18 protein-coding genes are annotated in these 21179 nt (G+C 62.5%); 9 read left to right on the forward strand and 9 right to left on the reverse strand.

All coding sequences use genetic code 11. The annotated features are described in order from the left end of the window. Positions 1-144: 144 nt before the first annotated feature. From V8P77_RS13710 to V8P77_RS13725, 4 genes are read left to right on the forward strand one after another with little or no spacing between them, the layout of a single operon-like run. The gene (locus V8P77_RS13710; protein WP_335912969.1) at positions 145-1077 is read left to right on the forward strand and encodes a metal ABC transporter substrate-binding protein; all 933 of its coding nucleotides are present in this window, start codon (positions 145-147) and stop codon (positions 1075-1077) included. Then, a complete protein-coding gene (locus tag V8P77_RS13715; RefSeq protein WP_335912970.1) occupies positions 1074-1979 on the forward strand; it encodes a manganese/iron ABC transporter ATP-binding protein in 906 nt (301 codons plus the stop codon). The genes V8P77_RS13710 and V8P77_RS13715 overlap by 4 nt, the downstream gene beginning before the upstream one ends. Beyond that, positions 1976-2836 (forward strand): iron/manganese ABC transporter permease subunit SitC, encoded by an 861-nt coding sequence (gene sitC / locus V8P77_RS13720; protein WP_003542639.1) that lies wholly within the window; start codon positions 1976-1978, stop codon positions 2834-2836. Before V8P77_RS13715 ends, sitC begins: the two co-directional genes overlap by 4 nt. After that, the gene (locus V8P77_RS13725; protein ID WP_335912971.1) at positions 2833-3678 is read left to right on the forward strand and encodes a metal ABC transporter permease; all 846 of its coding nucleotides are present in this window, start codon (positions 2833-2835) and stop codon (positions 3676-3678) included. The genes sitC and V8P77_RS13725 overlap by 4 nt, the downstream gene beginning before the upstream one ends. Positions 3679-3709: 31 nt before the next feature. Here V8P77_RS13725 and V8P77_RS13730 read toward each other — a convergent pair whose 3' ends face one another. The 6 genes from V8P77_RS13730 to V8P77_RS13755 form a co-directional block, all read right to left on the reverse strand. Then, positions 3710-4879: a M20 aminoacylase family protein gene (locus V8P77_RS13730; protein WP_335912972.1), complete on the reverse strand. Its 1170-nt coding sequence runs from the start codon at positions 4877-4879 to the stop codon at positions 3710-3712. A 213-nt stretch (positions 4880-5092) separates the two neighbouring features. Beyond that, positions 5093-6598, reverse strand: coding sequence for a tripartite tricarboxylate transporter permease (locus tag V8P77_RS13735; protein WP_335912973.1), 1506 nt, complete (start codon positions 6596-6598; stop codon positions 5093-5095). Between the two features lie 9 nt (positions 6599-6607). Continuing rightward, positions 6608-7069, reverse strand: a complete 462-nt coding sequence (locus V8P77_RS13740; RefSeq protein WP_335912974.1) for a tripartite tricarboxylate transporter TctB family protein — start codon at positions 7067-7069, stop codon at positions 6608-6610. Between the two features lie 212 nt (positions 7070-7281). Then, a complete protein-coding gene (locus V8P77_RS13745) occupies positions 7282-8265 on the reverse strand; it encodes a tripartite tricarboxylate transporter substrate-binding protein (RefSeq protein WP_077979636.1) in 984 nt (327 codons plus the stop codon). 229 nt (positions 8266-8494) lie between these two features. After that, the gene (locus tag V8P77_RS13750; protein WP_335912975.1) at positions 8495-9829 is read right to left on the reverse strand and encodes a sigma-54-dependent transcriptional regulator; all 1335 of its coding nucleotides are present in this window, start codon (positions 9827-9829) and stop codon (positions 8495-8497) included. Next, positions 9826-11814 carry a sensor histidine kinase gene (locus V8P77_RS13755; protein WP_335913171.1) on the reverse strand — a complete coding sequence of 663 codons (1989 nt, stop codon included), beginning with the start codon at positions 11812-11814 and terminating at the stop codon, positions 9826-9828. Before V8P77_RS13755 ends, V8P77_RS13750 begins: the two co-directional genes overlap by 4 nt. Between V8P77_RS13755 and V8P77_RS13760 the strand changes: the two genes are divergently transcribed. Then, entirely contained in the window at positions 11813-12475 is a 663-nt protein-coding gene (locus V8P77_RS13760) for a sulfite oxidase-like oxidoreductase (protein WP_130784516.1), read from the forward strand. The genes V8P77_RS13755 and V8P77_RS13760 overlap by 2 nt on opposite strands. On the opposite strand, the gene V8P77_RS13765 is transcribed toward V8P77_RS13760, so the two are convergent. The 3 genes from V8P77_RS13765 to V8P77_RS13775 form a co-directional block, all read right to left on the reverse strand. Further along, the gene (locus tag V8P77_RS13765) at positions 12460-13089 is read right to left on the reverse strand and encodes a hypothetical protein (protein ID WP_335912976.1); all 630 of its coding nucleotides are present in this window, start codon (positions 13087-13089) and stop codon (positions 12460-12462) included. The two genes, V8P77_RS13760 and V8P77_RS13765, sit on opposite strands and share 16 nt — an antisense overlap. A 293-nt stretch (positions 13090-13382) precedes the next feature. Further along, the gene (locus V8P77_RS13770; RefSeq protein WP_335912977.1) at positions 13383-14117 is read right to left on the reverse strand and encodes a CbtA family protein; all 735 of its coding nucleotides are present in this window, start codon (positions 14115-14117) and stop codon (positions 13383-13385) included. A 25-nt stretch (positions 14118-14142) separates the two neighbouring features. Further along, positions 14143-14352: a CbtB domain-containing protein gene (locus V8P77_RS13775; protein WP_003542661.1), complete on the reverse strand. Its 210-nt coding sequence runs from the start codon at positions 14350-14352 to the stop codon at positions 14143-14145. A 233-nt stretch (positions 14353-14585) separates the two neighbouring features. On the opposite strand from V8P77_RS13775, the gene V8P77_RS13780 reads away from it, so the two are divergent. The 4 genes from V8P77_RS13780 (at position 14586) to V8P77_RS13795 (ending at position 21148) form a co-directional block, all read left to right on the forward strand. Further along, positions 14586-15140, forward strand: a complete 555-nt coding sequence (locus tag V8P77_RS13780) for a histidine phosphatase family protein (protein ID WP_335912978.1) — start codon at positions 14586-14588, stop codon at positions 15138-15140. A gap of 441 nt (positions 15141-15581) precedes the next feature. Then, on the forward strand, positions 15582-17153 hold the full coding sequence (locus V8P77_RS13785; protein ID WP_335912979.1) for a putative bifunctional diguanylate cyclase/phosphodiesterase: 1572 nt from the start codon (positions 15582-15584) through the stop codon (positions 17151-17153). 360 nt (positions 17154-17513) lie between these two features. Further along, positions 17514-18692, forward strand: coding sequence for an acetate/propionate family kinase (locus V8P77_RS13790; RefSeq protein ID WP_335912980.1), 1179 nt, complete (start codon positions 17514-17516; stop codon positions 18690-18692). Positions 18693-18763: 71 nt separating this feature from the next. After that, entirely contained in the window at positions 18764-21148 is a 2385-nt protein-coding gene (locus V8P77_RS13795) for a phosphoketolase family protein (protein ID WP_335912981.1), read from the forward strand. The last annotated feature ends 31 nt before the right edge of the window (positions 21149-21179 follow it).

Raw genomic sequence — 21179 nt, forward strand, 5'->3', positions numbered from 1 at the left:
ATCATTGTTGCAATTCATTCTTAATTGCACAATAGTCGAAGCAAGGGTCGTCAAGTATTTTTTGCAAATCATTCCGAAGCGCAACTTGTTCGACTCTCCGCGGCTTTTGCAATTCGGTCGCAATAGCAGCAAGAGGAGAAACATATGCTCTATGGGGAAAGACGGTCGGTTTTGGCCGGACTGATAGGGGTGGCATTCGCAGCCGTGCTGGTTGCCTTTCCCGCCGCTGCCCAACAGGCAACCAATTCGAAGTTCAAGGTGGTGACGACCTTCACGGTGATTGCCGACATGGCAAAAAACGTGGCCGGTGATGCCGCGATCGTGGAATCGATCACCAAGCCAGGCGCGGAGATCCACAACTATGCGCCGACGCCGGGTGACATACAGCGGGCACAAGGTGCGCAGCTCATTCTGTGGAACGGGCTCAATCTGGAGCGCTGGTTCGAAAAGTTCTTCCAGAATCTGCACGACGTCCCCGGTGCCGTCGTCTCCGATGGCATCGAGCCGATGGGCATCTCGGAAGGCCCCTACGAAGGCAAGCCCAATCCCCACGCCTGGATGTCGCCGAAGAACGCCCTGATCTACGTCGACAATATCCGTGATGCTTTCGCAAAGTATGATCCGGCGAATGCGGAGACATACAAGGCCAACGCCGAGGCCTACAAGCAGAAGATCGAAGCGACGATCACGCCGATCCGCGCCACCCTCGAAAAAATTCCCGAGGACAAGCGCTGGCTGGTTTCCAGCGAGGGCGCCTTTTCCTATCTCGCACGCGATTTCGGGCTGAAGGAACTCTATCTCTGGCCAATCAACGCCGATCAGCAGGGCACGCCCCAGCAGGTTCGCAAGGTGATCGATGCGGTGAAGGCAAACCAGATTCCAACCGTCTTCAGCGAAAGCACCGTTTCCGACAAACCGGCCCGGCAGGTGGCGCGCGAAACCGGCGCGCATTATGGCGGCGTGCTTTATGTCGACTCGCTGAGCGAAGCCGACGGCCCGGTGCCAACCTATATCGATCTTCTGCGCGTGACCTCCGATACCGTCGCGAAGGGTCTTGCCGATGGGTTGTCGCAATGACCGTGCTGCTTGGCAATCTTGTCCGTCCCGCATCCTCGGATGCGGGATCGGGGATCACGGTAAAGGATGCGACCGTCACTTACCGCAACGGACATACGGCCCTGAGGGACGCGAGTTTCCAGATCCCCACGGGCACGATCGCCGCGCTGGTCGGTGTCAACGGTTCCGGCAAGTCGACGCTCTTCAAGTCGATCATGGGATTCGTGCGTCTCGCCAGGGGCCACATTCGCGTGCTTGGCATGCCGGTCGAAGAGGCGCTACGCAAGAACCTTGTCGCTTATGTGCCGCAATCGGAAGAAGTCGACTGGAATTTCCCGGTGCTGGTCGAGGATGTCGTAATGATGGGCCGCTACGGCCACATGGGCATGATGCGCATCCCGAAGGCCGCGGACCACGAGGCAGTGGCGGCCGCGCTCGCCCGCGTCGCCATGAGCGAGTTCCGCAAGCGCCAGATTGGCGAACTTTCCGGCGGTCAGAGAAAGCGGGTCTTTTTGGCGCGAGCCCTGGCGCAGGACGGCCGGGTCATTCTGCTCGATGAACCCTTTACCGGCGTCGACGTAAAGACCGAGGACCAGATCACCAAGCTCCTGCGCGAACTGCGGGATGAAGGCCGCGTCATGCTGGTCTCCACCCACAATCTCGGCTCCGTGCCGGAGTTCTGCGACCGGACCATCCTGATCAAGGGCACGGTGCTCGCCTACGGCCCGACCGTCGAGACTTTTACGCAGGAAAATCTGGAAAAGACCTTTGGCGGCGTGCTGCGTCATTTCGTGTTGAGCGGAGCGCAGAACGGCAGGGCAACGTCGATCGGCGTCATAAGCGATGATGAGCGCCCCTTGATTCTGCAGGGTGGCAAAGCGACTGCCCGGGGCCCCGATAGTGGCAATGGGGGGCGGGAATGATCGCCGACCTCCTGCAGCCCTTCACCTATGAATACATGCTCAATGCCATGTGGGTGTCCGCCCTTGTCGGCGGCGTCTGCGCTTTCCTCTCCTGTTATCTGATGCTGAAAGGCTGGTCGCTGATCGGCGACGCACTCTCGCACGCGATCGTTCCCGGCGTTGCCGGCGCCTATATGCTCGGACTTCCCTTTTCGATCGGAGCCTTCTTTTCCGGAGGGCTCGCTGCCGCAGCGATGCTTTTCCTCAACCAGCGCACCAAGCTGAAGGAAGATGCCATCATCGGCCTGATCTTCTCCTCTTTCTTCGGGCTGGGCCTGTTCATGGTTTCGCTCCAGCCGATGGCCGTCAACATCCAGACGATCGTGCTCGGCAACATTCTCGCCATCACGCCCGAGGATACGCTGCAACTCGCCATCATCGGCTTCGTGTCACTCGCTGTCCTGCTCGTCAAATGGAAGGACCTGATGGTCACTTTCTTCGACGAGAGCCATGCCCGATCGATCGGTCTCAATCCGACCGCTCTCAAGGTCATTTTCTTCACGCTGCTGTCTGCCTCCACCGTCGCCGCGCTGCAGACAGTCGGTGCATTCCTCGTCATCTGCATGGTGGTGACGCCCGGCGCGACCGCCTATCTGCTGACCGACCGCTTCCCGCGGCTGCTTGTGATCGCGGTCATCATCGGATCGATGACCAGTTTCGTCGGCGCTTATGCGAGTTACTTCCTCGATGGCGCGACAGGCGGCATCATCGTCGTGCTGCAGACGGCAATCTTCCTGATCGCGTTCTTCTTCGCACCCAAGCATGGCATGCTGGCGGCGCGCAGACGCGCTGCGCAGGCGTTGGAGGCAGCACCATGAATATGGTCGAGACGCTTCTTTCGCCCTTCCAGTTCGGCTTCATGGTCAATGCGCTGGTGATCTCGGTGCTGGTCGCAATCCCGATGGCGCTGTTGTCCTGCTTCCTGGTTCTGAAAGGCTGGTCTCTGATGGGAGACGCCATCAGCCACGCCGTCTTTCCCGGCGTTGTCATCGCCTATATCGTCGGCATACCGTTTGCGGTCGGCGCCTTCGTGGCCGGCATGTTTTGCGCTATCGCCACCGGTTTCCTGAAAGATAACAGCCGTATCAAACAGGATACGGTGATGGGCATCGTTTTCTCCGGCATGTTCGGGCTCGGCCTGGTCCTTTATGTCAAGATCCAGTCCGACGTGCATCTCGATCACATCCTGTTCGGCGACATGCTCGGTGTCTCCTGGCGCGACATCGGGCAATCGGCCGTCATTGCCGCGATCACGGCTGTCATTCTTGGTGTGAAGTGGAAGGACTTCCTGCTGCATGCCTTCGACCCTGCCCAGGCAAGGGCGGTGGGCCTCAGGATCAACCTGCTGCATTACGGCCTTCTCGCCCTCATCTCGCTGACGATCGTCGGTGCCTTGCAGGCGGTCGGCATCATCCTTTCGATCGCCATGCTGATTGCGCCGGGAGCTATCGCCTTCCTGCTCACCCGCAAGTTCAGCACGATGCTGCTCCTCTCCGTCGCCATTGCGGTGATCGGTTCCTTTGTCGGCGTCTACCTGTCCTTCTTCATCGACAGCGCGCCGGCGCCGACCATCGTGCTTGTGCTGGCGATCGGCTTCGTGCTCGCCTTCATCCATGCCACGCGCGGGACGGCCCGGGTTGAGGAATCGCCGATCGACTGATGGACATTGACGAAGTCGCTGCAGCAGATAATCAAACCTTCAATTCTCGCTCGACCAATGCCACCCAATAGGCCGCCCCATATCCCAGCGCTTCATCGTTGAAATCATAGGCCGTGTTGTGATGCAGCGCCCCATCCAGCGCCGGACCGTTGCCGAGCCAGACATAGCAGCCCGGCGCGTTCTGGGCGAAGAAGGCGAAATCGTCGCCTGCCGTCGACGGCGGAAAGCTTGTCTGCACCTTCCCGCCGAAGACCGAGCCGGCCGCCGCCAGCGCCCGTGCGGTCGCATCCGCGTCATTGATGACAGGCGGAATCCGCCGTTCGAATGCATAGTCCACAGCAATGCCGTACATGGCCGCAGTACCATGCGCCAATCGTCCGATCTCGGTCTCCAGCTGGTCGCGCACATCGGGCGAATAGGCCCGCGCCGTCCCGCCGATCTCGACGATATCAGGAATGACGTTCAGCGCCTTCGAGTCGCCCGCCTGCAGGAAGCAGGCGCTGACGACGGCCGGCTGCAGCGGATCGACCACCCGTCCGACGATCGTCTGCAGCGATGACAGAAAGGTGCCGGCAGCCGTGATCGGATCGCGGCCGAGATGCGGCTTGGCGCCGTGCGTGCCGGTCCCACGGAAGGTCATGCGCCAACTGTCGGAGGAGGCAAGCTGCGGCCCCTCGACCACGGCGATCTCATCGACTGCAAGCCCAGGCATGTTATGCAGCCCATAAACGGCATCGCAGGGGAAAAGCTTGAACAGCCCCTCCTCGACCATGCGCTTTGCTCCGCCTCGCCCTTCCTCGGCCGGCTGGAAGATGAAATGCACCGTGCCGGAAAAATCCTGCGTTGCCGCTAGATGCCGCGCCGCACCGAGGAGCATCGCCGTATGACCGTCATGGCCGCAAGCATGCATCTTTCCGGGCGCGGTCGATTTATAGGGCCGCTCCGCCATTTCAGGCATGGAGAGCGCATCCATGTCGGCGCGCAAACCGATCCTGCGTGTACCATTGCCGACCTGCAGCGTGCCGACCACGCCGGTACCGCCGAGTCCGCGATACACCGTGATGCCAGCCTCTTCGAGAAGCCTCACGACGATGCCGGCGGTACGCTCCTCCTCGAAACCGAGTTCGGGATGGGCGTGCAGGTCGCGGCGCAAGGCGGTCAGAAACGGCAGATCGTCTTTGATCCGGGCGGGAATGCTCATCGGGCAATGCTCCTTGGGCCTGGATATCCTGTCATGCGAAACGGGCGCCCAACCGGCGCCCGCGTCAGATCATTCCTTGTTCATCAAACGGGCCACAAGTTCAACCCCGGAACAGGATGATATAGGCCTGCCCAAAATCTGAATCCTGTTCTACATTATATAGTTAGAACGTAATGTCGTCCGAAAACCGCTCACACTTTTCGGCATCATGCTCTAGCCCTCCTCGACGAACACCTCCTCGCGCTTCTTCTTGACGCTCGGCAGGAAGACGACGATCAGCACGGCGACCGCAATGGCCAGAAGAATGGCACTGATCGGCCGCGTAACGAAGGTGGTCGGGTCGCCGCGCGACAGGATCATGGCGCGCCGGAGGTTTTCTTCGAGCAATGGCCCGAGCACGAAGCCGAGCAGAAGCGGCGCCGGCTCACAGCGAAGCTTCGCCAGCACATAGCCGATGAGCCCGAAGAAGGCGACGGCGTAGAGATCGTAGACGTTGGCGTTGACGCTGTAGACCCCGATCGAGCAGAAGGCCATGATGATGGGGAAGAGCACGTAGTAAGGCACGGTCAAGAGCTTCACCCAGAGCCCGATCAGCGGCAGGTTGAGGATGACCAGCATCAGGTTGCCGATCCACATCGAGGCGATGATGCCCCAGAACAGCGCCGGCTGCTCGGTGGCGACGTTCGGACCGGGTACGATGCCCTGGATGATCATCGCCCCGACCATCAGCGCCATGACGGGATTGGCCGGAATGCCGAGCGTCAGCAGCGGAATGAACGAGGTCTGCGCGCCGGCATTGTTTGCCGATTCCGGTCCCGCAACGCCAGCGACCGCGCCTTTGCCGAATTCCTCCGGCGTTTTCGACATCCGTTTTTCCACCGTATAGGAGGCAAAGGCCGCGAGAATGGCACCACCACCCGGCAGGATGCCGAGCGCCGAGCCGATCGCTGTACCGCGAATGACCGGCGCGATCATCTCCTTGAATTCCTGGCGGGACGGCAAAAGGCCGGTGACTTTGGCCATCAGCACCGTGCGTGTCGACTCGCCCTCGAGGTTGCGCAGGATTTCCGCCACGCCGAAGACGCCGACGGCAAGCGCCACGAAGTTCAGCCCGTCCGCATATTCACGGATGCCGAGCGTGAAGCGTGGCGTGCCGGTGTAGATGTCGGTGCCGACGAGGCCGAGCAGCAGCCCGAGCGCCACCATGGCCAGCGCCTTGACGACCGAGCCGTGCGCAAGAGCGATCGAGGAGACGAGGCCGACGATCATCAGCGAGAAATATTCCGCCGAGCCGAACTGGAGGGCGATCGCTGTCAGCGGCGGTGCGAAGATCGCGACGAGGAAGGTCGAGACCGAGCCGGCAAAGAACGAGCCGAGTGCCGCGATCGCAAGCGCTGCGCCGGCCCGGCCCTTGCGGGCCATCTGGTAGCCGTCGATCGCGGTCACGGCCGAGGAGGATTCACCCGGCATGTTAATCAGGATCGCCGTCGTCGAGCCGCCGTACTGCGCGCCGTAATAGATGCCGGCAAGCATGATCAGCGACGAAACCGGTTCAAGTTGGAAGGTGATCGGCAAGAGCATGGCGATCGTCGCCGTGGCGCCGATGCCGGGCAGCACGCCGATCAGCGTGCCGAGCAGCACGCCGATCAGGCAGAAGAGCAGGTTTTCCGGAGTGCCGGCTGTTGCAAAGCCGAGCGCTAGATTGCTGAAAAGATCCATCATCGCCTCCTAGAACCGGACCCAGGGGCCGAAGCGCTCGAACGGCAGGCCGAGCCCGTAGCTGAAGACCGCAACCGAAAAGATCGTCAGCAGCAGCGACAGCACGATCGCCAAGAACACGTTCATCTTTTGCGATGCGAAGCAGGCGATGAAGGCGGTGAGGAACAGTGACGGTGCAAATCCGAGCCCGCGCACCGTCAGCCCGAAGAACACCGGTGCCGGCAGGATGAAGACCATGCCGCGCCAGGCAAACGGGTCGATCGGCTCGCCCTCGACCCGCAGCGCCTGAATGAAGATGATCGCACCGAGAAGCACGAGCACGGCGGCAAGCACCAGGGGGAAATAACCAGGCCCCATGCGCACCGTCGTGCCGAGGTCGAGCCCCAGCGACTGGATGGCGAAGAAAGCGCCGGTCGCGACGAAAAGCGCGCCGCAAATCGCATTGGTGGTATCGAAACTGATGGATTTCATGGTGTCTCCTGGGGAGATGGTTCGTGACGCACTGCTGCTGCGATTGCCCTCATCCGCCTGCCGGCACCTTCTCGCCGCATGCGGGGAGAAGGGAAATAGCTGCAAGCCCTTCGCCCCTTGCCGCCGTTGAGCGACGCAAGTCCCCTCTCCCCGTTCACGGGGAGAGGGTTAGGGTGAGGGGCTCATCCGGCATGTCCTGACGAGGATAATCCTCAGTCGGCATATTCGCCAGCGGCCTCGATCACCGTTTTCCAGCGGGCGATCTCGCTTTCGAGCTTGGCCTTCAGCGCAGCCGGCGTCGCATCGGCGTCGGAGGATGGCGCCGTGCCGAGCTCGGCGAAGCGGGCGCCGACATTCGGATCCTTCAACGCCACCTGCAGCGACTTCGACAGACGTTCGTTGATTTCGGCAGGCGTGCCCTTCGGCGTATAGATGCCGTGCCAGATGCCGACTTCAAACCCCGGCAGGCCGGCTTCGACGGCCGTCGGAATGTCCTTCATCACGTCGAGGCGCTTGGGCGAGGTCACGGCATAGGCCTTAATCGTGCCGCCTTGAATCTGCTTCGTCGTGTTGGTCGTCTGGTCGCACATGACATCGACCTGACCGCCGAGCAGATCGGTCATGGCAGGGCCGGTGCCCTTATAGGGAACGGTCGTCAGCGGCGTCTGGATGGCGCTCATGAACATCATGCCGCAGAGATGCGATGCCGCACCGATGCCGGCATTGGCGACGGTCACTTTGTCCTTGTTTGCCTTGATATAATCGATCAGCCCCTTGAGGTCGGCCGGCTCCATGTCCTTGCGCGCGACGATCGTCATCGGCACCTCGGTGACGAGGCCGACATAGTCGAAGGCGCCGAGCGTGTCGTAAGCGAGCTTGCGATAGAGCGTGGCGCTGGTCGCCATGCCGATATGGTGCAGCAGGATGGTGTAACCGTCGGGATCGGCATTCGCCACGCGGCCGGCACCGAGCGTGCCGCCGGCGCCGCCGACATTTTCGACGACGATCTGCTGGCCGAGATCCTTCGACATGGATTCGGCGACGAGGCGCGCGACGGTATCGGTCGGGCCGCCGGCCGCAAAGGGCACAACCATGGTGATGGTGCGCTCGGGATAGGTCTGCGCCGAAGCGGCGCCGGCGAGAAGAGAGACCGCGGCAGCCGCGGTCAGGCCGAGCATGGCCTTCAGAATTTTCATCGTTTCCTCCCTGATGAAATAAGCGAACCCGCCGACACATCCTCCGCGCCGGTTCGGATCACCTATTTGCCGCCTGGAAAAATCGACCCGCAATCGTTGCCGCCGCTTTCGAAAGACGATTTTGCGACAGTGCGATGCAGCATGGGTCGATTTGGAAACAAACGGCTCTGAGGGTGGGTGGAAATCCACCCATCGCACCGCGAGATTGGAGCTCCGCCCCAGCACCCGGCTAGCTTTCGGTGGTCAGCATCCGCTTGTCGAGACCATATTTCTGCATCTTTTCGTAGAGGGTCTTCCGGGAAATGCCGAGCGACTCATAGACCGGCCTGAGGCTGCCGCCATGCGCCACCAGCGCGCTGGCAATGACCCCGCGTTCGAATTCGGCGACGCGCTCCGCAAGCCCGGTTGCCTCCTCGGCTTGCCGCCCGCCATTGTCGAGACCGAGGACCAGGCGGTCGGCGGCGTTCCTCAACTCACGCACATTGCCAGGCCAGTCGCGCTGGGCAATGTCGGAAATCACGTCCGGCGGCACGGCCATCTCGTCGCGGCCGTAGCGGGCCGCCGCCTCCCGCACCAGCTGCAGGAAAAGCAGCGGAACATCCGCCCGCCGCTGCGACAGCGACGGCACGTGCAACGTCGCGACATTCAGCCGATAGAAGAGGTCGGCGCGAAAGCGCCCCGCCGCCACCTCCACCTCCAGATCGACCTTGCTTGTCGCGATGAAGCGCACGTCGAGCGCCACCACCTCGTTCGATCCAAGCCGCGAGATCACCCGCTCCTGCAGCACCCGCAGGAACTTGGCCTGCAGGTCGAACGGCATGGAGCCGATCTCGTCGAGCAGGATCGTGCCGCCGCGCCCATGCTCGAACTTTCCGTAGCGCGGCCTCACCGCACCCGGAAAGGCACCCGCCTCATGGCCGAAGAGCTCGCTCTCGATCAGGTTCGCCGGCAATGCAGCACAATTGATCGCGATGAACGGCCGGCTCGCCCGGGCGCTGATGTCGTGGAGCGCCCGCGCCACCACCTCCTTGCCGGCCCCGGTCTCGCCGACGATCAGCGTATCGGCATCGCTCGCCCCGATCGCCCGGATGCGGTAGCGCAGATCCACCATCACCTGCGTGCGCCCCGGCAGCCGCGCCTCGATATCGTCGCGCTTGCCGGCAACCGCCTTCAGCAGCCGGTTTTCGAGCACGAGCCCGCGCCGCTCCATCGCCCGGCGGATGACGCCGGCGAGCATCTCCGGCGTGAACGGTTTCTCGATGAAATCATAGGCACCTTCACGCATCGCCTTCACCGCAAGCTGAACGTCGCCGTGGCCGGTGACGAGAATGACCGGCACCTCCGGGTCGAGCTCTCGGATCTTTTGCATCAGCGTCATGCCGTCGATGCCGGGCATGCGGATATCGCTGACGACGACGCCGGGGAAGCTGTAGCCGATCAGCTCCAGCACGTGGTCGCCGTTCGAATAGGTCTCGACACTGAAGCCGGAGAGCTCCAGCGCCTGCGCCGTCGAACGGCGCAGTTCCTCCTCGTCGTCAACCAGCAGGATCTTCGCGTCGTTCATTCCGCTGCCTCCGGCATCAGTCCTGCCGCCGATTGCAGCTCGATGCGAAACACCGCGCCCCCTTCGGGATGATTGGCAGCAGTAAGGCTACCGCCGAAATCCTTGATGATGTTATAGGAGATCGAAAGCCCGAGGCCGAGCCCCTTGCCGACGCCCTTCGTCGTGAAGAAGGGATCGAAGATACGCTCGGCAATCGCCGCCGGCACGCCAGGTCCGTGGTCCCGCACAGCCAGCACCACCTTGCCGGCCTCCTCGAAGGCCGAAACCTCGATGCGCCGATCATCCAGCCCTTCCACCGCATCGGCCGCATTGGAGATCACGTTCACCAGCACCTGCTGCAGGCGCACCGAACCGGCGCGCACCACCGGCGGACGCGGCCCGAGATCAAGCAGCAATTCGGCATCTGCCGCCTTCAGCCGCCAGGCAATGATCTCGAGCGTATCGCGCATCGCCTCGTCGAGGGAAACGGGACCGAGCTTCTCGTTCGGCTTGCGGGCGAAGTTGCGCAGGTGCCGGCTGATCGCAGCCATACGGTCGATCAGCCCGCCGATACGCCGGATATTGTCCCGCGCCTCCTCCGTCCGCCCACGGTCGATGAGAACGGAGGCGCTGTCCGTATAGGTCTTGGCGGCGGCAAGCGGCTGGTTGAATTCGTGCGAAAGGGCAGCCGACATCTGTCCCAGCCCGGCAAGTTTGCCCGCCTGGATCAGATCGGCCTGCGTCTGTCGGAGCTGCTGCTCGGTCAGACGCCGTTCGGCGATTTCTTCTTCGATGCGGCTGTTGACGCGGGCAAGATCGGCTGTGCGCTCTTCGACGCGCCGTTCCAGCTCGTTGTGGGCTTCGGCTTGCATTTGCATGCGCTCGGCAAGCCGCGCCCGCCTCTGGCGCAGAACCGCGACCGCGAGCCCGGCGATGCAGAGGAAGAGAAAGACTGCCGCAAGCGCCGTGCGTGCCTGGGCACGGATGGAACTCGTCTCCATCAGCACGTTCACCGTCCAGTCCTCGGCCGGCATGTAATGCGAGAGCACCAGATATTCGCTCGAACGGCGCTCGCCGGCCAGCGTCATCAGCTCATGCTGCTCGAAGCGGTCACGCGTCACCGGCAGCGCCGCCAGCCTGGCATTGGCATAACGCCGCGACGCCTCCGTGCGCGCGACGCGGTCGGCCGTCAGCGGCAGGATCGCGCCATAGAGCCATTCCGGGCTGCCGGACATGAAGATGATGCCCTCCGGATCGGAGACGAAGATCTTGTATTCGCCGCCGCCCCAGGAGGATTCGATCATGTCGATATCGACCTTGAAGACGATGACGCCACGAATATCCGCGCCGGTTCGGATCGGAGCGGCAAAATAATAGCCGCGCTTCAGCGAGGTGGTGCCGAGTGCGTAAAACCGCGCCTGCCGGCCTTCGACTGCATCCTGGAAGTAGGGCCTGTAGCTGAAATTCTGTCCGACGAAGCTTGCAGGCCCATCGTAATTGCTGGCCGCGATCGTCTCTCCGTCCGGCTTGACCACATAGATATCGGAGGATTTCAGCAGCCCGTTGATCTCCTTGAGATAGAGATTGGCCGCATCGCGCAGCGCCGCATCTTCTGGCGCGCTCACCAGTTCCTTGATGTCGTCATGATCGGCGATCAGCGCCGGCAGCGCCTCGTAGCGGTTGAGATGGCCGCTGAGTGCCGAAACGGCAAGACGCAGCGCCGTTCCCGCCTGCGCCGAGCCTTCCTCCATATAGGCGCGCGTCGCAATCGCGCTCCCATAAGTGAAAAAGGCGAAGATGATCAGCGGCACCACCAGCAACGCCGCTATCGCACGATATCTCGAAGACAGAACCGGCTCCTCCCTTTTCTGCCTCCACTCCCCAGCGAGGCATGCCCAACGCACCGAGTTTAGAGGGGTGGATAGGGATTTCCAAGGGGCCGCCGAAACTTGACACCCGGCAGGGGCGGATGTCCTATTGCTGCACCGCAAGGAGACCCCGCCCATGAGCGACGACCAGACGCCCGCCGACAGCAAACTCACCACATCCAAGCGCCGCTGGGCGGCAGAGGGCAAGTTCCTGACCGGCCGTATCAGCCGTCCCGAAGCCGAGCGCCTGCCGCCCGGCCAGCACCTTGTCAAGAACTGGCCTGTACTCGACCTCGGCCAGCAGCCGGTCATCTCGACCGAGACCTGGCGGCTCGAGGTGCGCGGCCTCGTCGAAACGACGCGCACCCTCACCTGGGCCGACTTCCAGGCGATCGAACAGAGCACGGGGGTGAGCGATATCCACTGCGTCACCACCTGGTCGCGCTACGACAACAAATGGAAGGGCGTTTCGACGCGCGATCTGCTCGACCTCGCCATGCCAAAGCCGGAAGCAGCTTACGTCATGCTGACGAGTTATGACGGCTATACCACGAACCTGCCGCTCGCCGATTTCGCCGCCGAGGATGCGATCCTCGCCACAGCCTGGGAAGGCCTGCCGCTGACGCCGGAGCATGGCGGCCCGATGCGCCTCGTCGTGCCGCATCTCTATTTCTGGAAAAGCGCCAAATGGCTGCGCCGCATCGAGCTGATGCCTGCCGATCAGGCCGGCTTCTGGGAAAAGAACGGCTACCACATCTATGGCGATCCGTGGCGCGAGCAGCGCTATTCCGACGACTGAACTTTCGGCCGGGAGAAACGGCGAAGCGCAAACACGCCAAGGCCGAACAAAGAGGCAAGCCCCGTCAGCGACGCCATGCTGGCGGCATGGAATGGGATCCCGCTCCAGCGCGGCTTGACGATGTCGGCGGTGTTGAAGGCTTCGCCGCTGAACCGGCAGGTGATCAGCGCAAGCCCGCGCCGCACCATGTCGGCATCGACGGCGGAAATGATTTCACCCGCCGCAGCAGCCTCTCGCGGCATCTCGCGCATCGAAAGCACGACCGCCTTGGTCGCGGCGAGATAGGCATGGGCGCATTCGTTGAACGGGCTTTCCTCATCCGTCACGCTGCCCGGCATCCGGCCCCACAGACAGTAGGAATACTGGATCTCGGCATAGTTCAGCACGCGCCGGAACGGCTCGTTCGTATCGACGGCGCGGGATGCAAGATCGATGATCCGGCCGCGATAGTCAGACATGACAGCCATCTCGCCATGGGAAATCTCCGGGATATCCAGCCCAGCATGGCTGCCGCCGTCACTGCGGCTATGGGCAAAAGCACTTCCGGCAATGAATAGAAGCAAGCTTGCGCTGAGACCGAGAAAGGCAAGCCGTCGATAGAGATCGCGTGCCATCCCTCCAAATTGCCTTCCTTTCCTCGGACTCCTGACGGATGAGAGAGGAATACGGCGCCGCCACATATCCCTTCTCCCCAGCGGGGGTCCGAAGGACAGGGCGAGACCCGTGGCTCGACCCCGGTCGGTGCCGGAAGGCAGATGAAGGGGTGTGCAGCAAAGCTGCGAATGCACTGAGCACAAGCGAAGGGCAACATATAGGGCGTGCCGTGCGGCCCCCTCATCCGACCCTTCGGGCCACCTTCTCCCCGCTGGGGAGAAGGTGTAGCAAGCCGCAACCTCGATACGCCCGATCACCGAAACGCCGGCCGCAGCCCGCCCTTAACGGCAAGCCGCTTTTCCGCCAGCGCCCCGAAGGCGAGGCCGAGCGTTGCCCAGAGGATCGCATGCATGCCGAGCGAGGTCGTGCGGAAGCCCCAGAGCACCATCGCCGAAAAGTTCTCCGGCACCTCGTTGATCGGCGGCAGCAGATAGAGCACGAGGCCGATGAAGACGAGATAGGCAATGCCGGCGATGGTCGCGCCGTTCCAGACACCGAAGCGCTCGGAGAGACGACGTGAAAGCGCCACCGCGGCAATGAGTGCGGCAAGCGAAACGACGATCATCAGGAAGAACAGTTCGGTCCTGACGCCGATCGTGTCGGGATTGCCAACCGCCGGCGGAGTGGCGGGATATCTGATGCTGGGAACAAGCACGACCGCCACGAAGGCGGCAATGGCGATGACGGCAGAGGTGCCACGCGCCGAAAGGCTGCTGAAACGGCCGTGTACGAAGGCGAAGGCGAGCGCGAAGAGCCCGCCGACGGCCACGCTGTAGGCCATGACGCCGGTGAAAAGGCCGAGACCGGCCTGCGTGGCGCGGCTGACGATTTCAGGTTCGGCAGCTTCGCCGGCCGCCTGGGCGCTCGCCTCCTCGAAGGCGATCGCCGCATCCACTAGCGGCTCGCCGAATGTATGGGCGAAAGCGAAAACGAGAATGCCGGCAATCAGGCCCGCGAGCATGCCGCGAAGCAAAAGGTTTCCAACCATGTCAGGAACTCCGATCGCGACGCGATTAGTGGCAGGGAAAGCCGAGGAGATGGCGGCCGTCATGCACGAATTCGTGCACATACATGCCGTTGAACAGCGCCATCGCGCCTTCCTCGGTGCCGACGAAATAGAGGACGATGAGCATCAGCAGGCCGCCGAAGATCGCCCAGGGCAGGATCTCTCCTACAGGGATCGGCGCCGGTACTGCTACGGGCGCGAAAGTGGTGTCAGACATGTATTCCTCCGGGAATGACGCGTTCAGTCGAAAGAGTGCTTGTGCAGTAGGGTCTGACTTCCAGCGCGAAGAGCTTTCGACACGCTGGTCACAGTGGCGCGACCGCGCCGGACTTACACCGGCTTCCAAACCCGCAACAGCACGGTTATATCTGCACGCCGAAGAGACTGTCAACGAAACTTCACAAGCCGGCGAAGGACGCTGTCGCCGCATTCCGGGAGACAAGAACGACCGTGAACACGCGCCTCACCTGGATCTGCCATGGTGCGACGGCAGCAAGCCGCAAGGCCCTGTTCCCGCTCGACGAACCGCTGGAGGACAAGGCAGTGGAGGAGGCCGGCAGGATGATCGCCCCGTCCCGCGCCGACCGTATTGCCACGAGCCCCGCCTTGCGCGCCCGCCAGACTGCTGACGCGCTCCGCCTCGAAGCCCAAATAGATCAGGCGCTTTGCGACTGCGACCATGGCCGCTGGGCCGGCAGGTCGATCGCGGCGATCGGGACCGAAGAGCCGGAGAACCTCATGGCGTGGATGAGCGATCCGGAAGCGGCCCCGCATGGCGGCGAGAGCCTTCTTGATCTACGCACGCGCATCGCCGGCTGGATGGATGGCCAGACCGTCCTCGACGGCCACGTCATTGCCATCAGCCATGCGGCCGTCATCCGGGCAGCGATCGCGCATGTGCTGCAGGCGCCGCTCTCCTCCTTCTGGCTGAGCGACGTCGAGCCGCTTTCCGTCATCCGCATGACCAGCAACGGACAGCGCTGGTCTCTGCGTTTCCAGCATTAGAGACTGCTGATCTTATCCAGCTTTGCACAAGCAAATCGCGTCATCTCTGTTGAACCCGGTTTTGCGGGGACTACTTCCTTATCCCGAGGAGATGGAAGAATGACATATGATTGGAGTGGCGAGCGCACGCGTCGCTTGCGTTTGATGCGTGTCGCAACAGTCACGGTTCTGGTCGGTCTCATCGTCAGCGTCCCGCTGCTGATCGTCACCGCCTGAAGCACGAGAAAGGGCGAGCGATGTGATGAGCACGCTCGCCTTCGTTCTTACCCGCATCAGCCGGTCTCCCGAACCACGAAGGGGACGCCCTGATTCCCCACAAACCTGTCGGGTCTCTCTGCGGCACAGCAACAGGCTGCCGCCTCCGATAATTCGCCTTCTGGTTTCAACAAACATTTCAGACTTTCGTGATATTTCCGCGAAGGTGGAGATGGAGAAGGCATAATGCCGGTGTTTTTCCAAAGCAGGGCCGGACGGCAATGCGTGTCGATCGTGGTGTCTGGAGTGACCCTCTGGCTTCTCGGCACGTTGCTACAGCTCGACGACAGCCTGGTCTCCTTCATGACCGGTTTCGGCGAATACGGCGCCGACAGGCTCGTTCTGGGGCTCGGCATCGCCGGCGCCATGAGCTTCATCTATTCGGTGCTGCGCATCGCCGACCTGCGCAAGGAAATGGACCTGCGCGCCGCCGCCCAGGCAAAGGCCGATTGGACCGCAACCCACGACCATCTGACCAAGCTGCCGAACCGCTACGCCTTCGAGCGCAAGATCCTCTCACGGCCGATCAAGGACGACGAGGCCGAGATCGAAGAATGGGACCGCAACGTCACGATCTTCTCCGTTGACCTCGACGGCTTCAAGAAGGTCAACGATCTTGTCGGGCACAAGGGCGGCGACATCCTGTTGATCGAGGTTGCCAGGCGCATCTGCGCGCTCGGCAATGCCGATTGTGTCTATCGCTTCGGCGGCGACGAATTCATCATCGTCGCCTTCGCCCTGACGGCGCAGCGCGAGGAGCGTTTTGCCAAATTGCTGATCCAGGCCGTCACCCGACCGATCCATATTGATGGCTTTGCCGTCGAAGTCGGCGCCAGCGTCGGCTATGACCGCTGGGCCGAGGGAGCCGAGCCGCTGGAAGATGCCGCCCACCGTGCCGACCTCGCCATGTACGAGGCGAAATCACGCGGGCCGAACCACTATTTGGTCTTCGAGCCTTCGATGCAGGACAAGGTAACGGCGCGCGCCGCGCTGGAAACAAGGCTCCGCGCCGCAATCTCCAACAAGGCGATCAAGCCCTTCTATCAGCCGCTGATCGACCTCAAGACCGGCCAGCTCTGCGGTTTCGAGGCGCTGGCGCGTTGGATCGGCGATGACGGCGTCAATATTCCACCGCCGGTCTTCATCGATATCGCCGAGGAGACCGGCATGATCACCGCATTGTTCGAGGACCTTCTCACCCAGGCCTGCAGCGACGCCCTCACCTGGCCGGAGCATGTGATGTTGTCCTTCAACGTCTCGCCGGTGCAGATGGAAGACAAATTGTTGACGTCGCGCATCCTCAAGGTCCTTTCGGCAAGCCGGCTGCCGCCGCAGCGCCTGGAAGTGGAGATCACCGAAAATGCGCTGATCCAGGATCCCGCCGTCGCCGCAGCCATTCTCGATGAACTGCATGCAGCAGGCATCCAGATCGCGCTCGACGATTTCGGCACGGGTTACTCGAGCCTCGCCCAGCTCGCCCGCTATCGTTTCGACAAGATTAAGATCGACAAAAGCTTCATCGCCACCTATCGCGACGACGAGCGGCAGGAAAAGATCGTCCGCGCCATGCTCGGTCTCGGCAGGAGCCTCAACATCAAGACGACTGCGGAAGGTATCGAAGAGCACGGCCAGCTCGCCTTCCTGCTGCAGCTCGGCTGCGACGTCGGCCAGGGCTATCTTTTCGGCAAGGCAATGCCCGCCTCCGAGGCGAGCACCTTCATCAGCGATCGCAATGCCAAGCTGGCCTCGACGGCCTGACGGTATACTTCTAAGCGGAACTGTGGAGCGGGCGGGAAGCGTCGCTATGAACCTGGCTGGGGGCCATGGCATAGGTCCTTATCCCGCTTTGCAAATTTGCCTTTTATTAATAATTCCGCAGCGTGAAGCTCTCATGACGCCTTGCCCGGCCCGCCCCGTAAGTCACTGACATCGGGCGATATTCCTGTCACATGCCTCCATCCCGGCACATTCATCCAGGATGCCCGGCACGATCCCGGCGGCACAAGAGGATAGGCCGGGCAGCGACAAAAATACGGGAAAGGCGATGAGATGCCTTTCCGTCCAAGGCCCCGGCACTAAGTTCGGCCATCGTCACCGCCACACGGAGTCTGAGAGGACATGTCATCGACCGACCTCCTGCTGACCTTCAACGCCGGCTCCTCCACGATCAAGATCGGCATCTTCGCGATAGACGGCGCCGAGGCGCGACGCATCGGCAAGGGCGTCATCGATTTCCGCGCCGAGCCACTCTCGCTCGGCCTGACGAAAGGACAGCAGGTAGTCAAGATGCCGTTGCAGGCCGAGGTGACGGAAGACCTGCACGGCGTCATCGATGAGACTTTCGCGCGTCTCGCCGATCACTTCGACATGACCGCGACACGTGCTGCCGGCCACCGTGTCGTCCATGGCGGCGACCGCTTCACCGCGCCGATCGCCCTCGACGCCGCCGCAATCGATGCCGTCGATGCGCTGACCCCGCTTGCGCCCCTGCACCAGCCGCAGGCGCTGCGTTTCATCCGCGCCCTTCGGCATCTGAAACCGCATCTCACCCAGACGGCCTCCTTCGACACTGCCTTCCACGCCACGCAGGACGATCTCGTTCGCCGCTTCGCCGTTCCCCGGGCGCTGCATGGCGAGGGCATCAAGCGCTACGGCTTCCACGGCCTCTCCTATAAATTCATCGCCGGCGAGCTCCGCCGCAAGGCGCCGCGCGTGGCAAAAGTGGTCGTCGCCCATCTCGGCAGCGGCGCCAGCCTCTGCGCGCTGGATGACGGCGTCAGCCGCGATTGCAGCATGGGCTTTTCGACGCTCGACGGCATCCCGATGGCGACGCGCCCGGGCTCGCTCGATCCCGGCGTCATCCTGCATCTGGCCGGTGAGAGGAAACAATCCTTCGAGGAGATCGAGGATCTGCTTTATCACCGCTCCGGCCTGCTCGGCGTCTCCGGCATCAGCGCCGACACGCGCGACCTGGTGAAGGATGGGCGCCTGGAGGCGCGCCAGGCGATCGACCTCTTCACGCTGCGCATTGCCGGCGAAATCGGCCGCATGGCGGCGACGCTGAACGGCCTTGACGCCATCGTCTTCACCGCCGGCATCGGCGAGCATCAGCCGGAGATCCGCGCAGGCGTGGCCAAGCGGCTGTCCTGGCTTGGCCTTGCGATCGACGAAAAGACCAATGCCGCCAATGATTTCACCATCAGCACCAGGGAAAGCCGCATCGCCGCCCATGTCATTGCCACCGATGAGGAGCAGATCATCGCCGAGGAGGCGCTGTCCGTTCTTCGCAGTGGCTGATCCAGATCAACAGCTTGCCGGCATCAGCCGGTAGAATTGACGTTGAAGACGTTTTCGAACGGGAGAAACCCATGGAAAAGCATGTCTCGACCGCCGCCCTGACCGACACCGAACTCGCGCTCATCGACCGCTACTGGCGCGCCGCCAACTATCTCTCGGTCGGCCAGATCTATCTGCTTTCCAATCCCCTTTTGCGTGAGCCGCTGAAAGCCGAGCACATCAAGCCCCGTCTGCTCGGCCATTGGGGCACGACGCCCGGCCTCAACTTCATCTATGCGCATCTGAACCGTCTCATCCGCGCCCGCGACCTCGACATCATCTATATGTGCGGCCCCGGCCATGGCGGACCTGGCATGGTCGCCAACACCTATCTCGAAGGCACCTACAGCGAGATCTATCCCGATATCTCCGAAAGTGCCGAGGGCATGCGCAAGCTCTTTCGGCAATTTTCCTTTCCCGGCGGCATTCCGAGCCATGCGGCACCGGAAACACCGGGCTCGATCCATGAGGGCGGCGAACTCGGCTACGCCCTGGTCCATGCCTATGGCGCTGCCTTCGACAATCCCGGCCTGATCGTCGCCTGTGTCGTCGGCGACGGCGAGGCCGAAACCGGGCCGCTCGCCGCAAGCTGGCATTCCAACAAGTTCCTCAATCCCGCCCGCGACGGTACCGTGCTGCCGATCCTGCATCTGAACGGCTACAAGATCGCCAATCCGACCATTCTCGGCCGTACCAGTGATGATGACCTCAGGCGTCTCTTCGAAGGCTATGGCTACGAACCCTTCTTCGTCGAGGGCCATGAGCCGCGCGACATGCATCAGCAGATGGCAGCAACCCTGGACCGGATCTTCGACCGCATCCGCGACATCCAGAGGCAAGCCCGGGATGGCGAGGCCGCGGACGGCTGCCCGCGCTGGCCAATGATCCTGCTGCGCAGCCCGAAGGGCTGGACGGGCCCGAAGGAGGTCGACGGCAAGAAAGTCGAAGGCTTCTGGCGCGCCCATCAAGTGCCGGTCTCCAATTGCCGCGAGAATGACGGCCATCGCAAGATCCTCGAGCACTGGATGCGCGGTTATGATCCGGAAGACCTGTTTACCCCCGACGGCCGGCTGAAACCCGAGCTCCGCGAGCTCGCCCCTGTCGGCGAACGCCGCATGGGAGCCAATCCGCATGCCAATGGCGGCTTGCTGCGCCGGGAGCTCGACGTTCCCGATATCCGCAATTATGCGGTCGATATCGGCAAGCGCGGCGGCGCCATGGCGCAGTCGACCGAGATCCTCGGCCACTACCTGCGCGACACGATGAAGCGCAACGCGGAGGCCGCCAACTTCCGTATCTTCGGCCCCGACGAGACGGAATCGAACCGTCTCGGCAGCGTCTTCGAAGTCACCGACCGTGTCTGGATGGAGGGTATCGAGCCTTACGATGTCCACCTCTCCCGCGACGGCCGCGTCATGGAAGTGCTGAGCGAACATCTCTGCCAGGGCTGGCTGGAAGGCTATCTGCTGACTGGCCGGCACGGCCTCTTCTCCTGCTACGAGGCCTTCATCCACATCATCGATTCCATGTTCAACCAGCATGCCAAGTGGCTGAAGGTGACGCGGGAACTCGCCTGGCGAAAGCCGATCTCGTCGCTGAATTACCTGCTGACCTCGCATGTCTGGCGCCAGGACCACAACGGCTTCAGCCATCAGGATCCCGGCTTCGTCGACCTCGTCGCCAACAAGAAAGCCGATATCGTCCGCATCTACCTGCCGCCGGATGCCAACACCCTGCTCTGGGTCGGCGACCATTGCCTGCGCACCTATGACCGCATCAACGTCATCGTCGCCGGCAAGCAGCCGGAGCCGCAATGGCTGTCGATGGACGAGGCGGTGAAACATTGCGAAGCCGGCATCGGCATCTGGCACTGGGCGAGCAACGAAGAAGATACCATTCTGCCCGACCTCGTCATGGCCTGCGCCGGCGACGTGCCGACCATGGAGACGCTTGCCGCCGTCGACCTGCTGCGAAAGGCCATTCCGGAACTGAAAATCCGCACCGTCAACGTCGTCGATCTCCTGGCACTGCAATCCAGGGATCAGCATCCGCACGGCCTCTCCGACGAGGCCTTCGACGCGATCTTCACATCAGACAAGCCTGTCATTTTCGCCTATCACGGCTATCCCTATCTCATCCACCGCCTGACCTATAAACGCACCAACCACCGCAACATCCACGTCCGCGGCTTTATCGAGGAAGGCACGACGACGACCCCCTTCGACATGACCGTCCTCAACGAACTCGACCGCTTCCACCTCGCCATCGAAGCGATCGAGCGTGTGCCGGGCCTGAAGGAAAAGGCAGGCGAAGCGCTCGCCGCCTTCCGCGGCAAGCTTGCGGAGCATCACGACTATGTCCGTGAATATGGCGAGGACATGCCGGAGGTGCTAAACTGGACATGGCCGATGGCGTGAAGCGAAAACCAGACGGAATCGCACGGAACTG

It is taken from the genome of Rhizobium aouanii (assembly GCF_037002925.1).
Taxonomy (GTDB): domain Bacteria; phylum Pseudomonadota; class Alphaproteobacteria; order Rhizobiales; family Rhizobiaceae; genus Rhizobium; species Rhizobium aouanii.